We start from the raw sequence: 233 nt of genomic DNA, 5'->3' as shown, positions 1-233 counted from the left end.
GAAGCCCCTTGGTTTAACCTACGTAATTGCCATCGACGAAAATCCCCACGCCCTTATTGTAGGTGCGGCTGTTGCGTGAAAGACGACGCTTGAACTTACCGTCGATGAACAGCGACTTGTCCTTGATGTCGATAGAGGGAACAACACGTCCATCGTACAGGATTCCAGAGACGCTCGCGTTTTCGTTGCCAGTGATCAGAAAATTAGGATCACTAGACGGTGAACTATTTCGC

Annotated in this window: 1 protein-coding gene; it reads right to left on the bottom strand. The window is 49.4% G+C overall.

The features are described 5' to 3' along the window. Positions 1-13: 13 nt before the first annotated feature. On the bottom strand, positions 14-233 hold a 220-nt coding region (locus AC1RPG_RS08995), incomplete at its 5' end, for a hypothetical protein (RefSeq protein WP_481762641.1).

The organism is Dellaglioa sp. CoH-57-MRSF-18 (genome assembly GCF_056781995.1).
The sequence above is the reverse complement of the archived record's forward strand: the minus strand, read 5'-3'. Positions and strand labels throughout refer to the sequence as shown.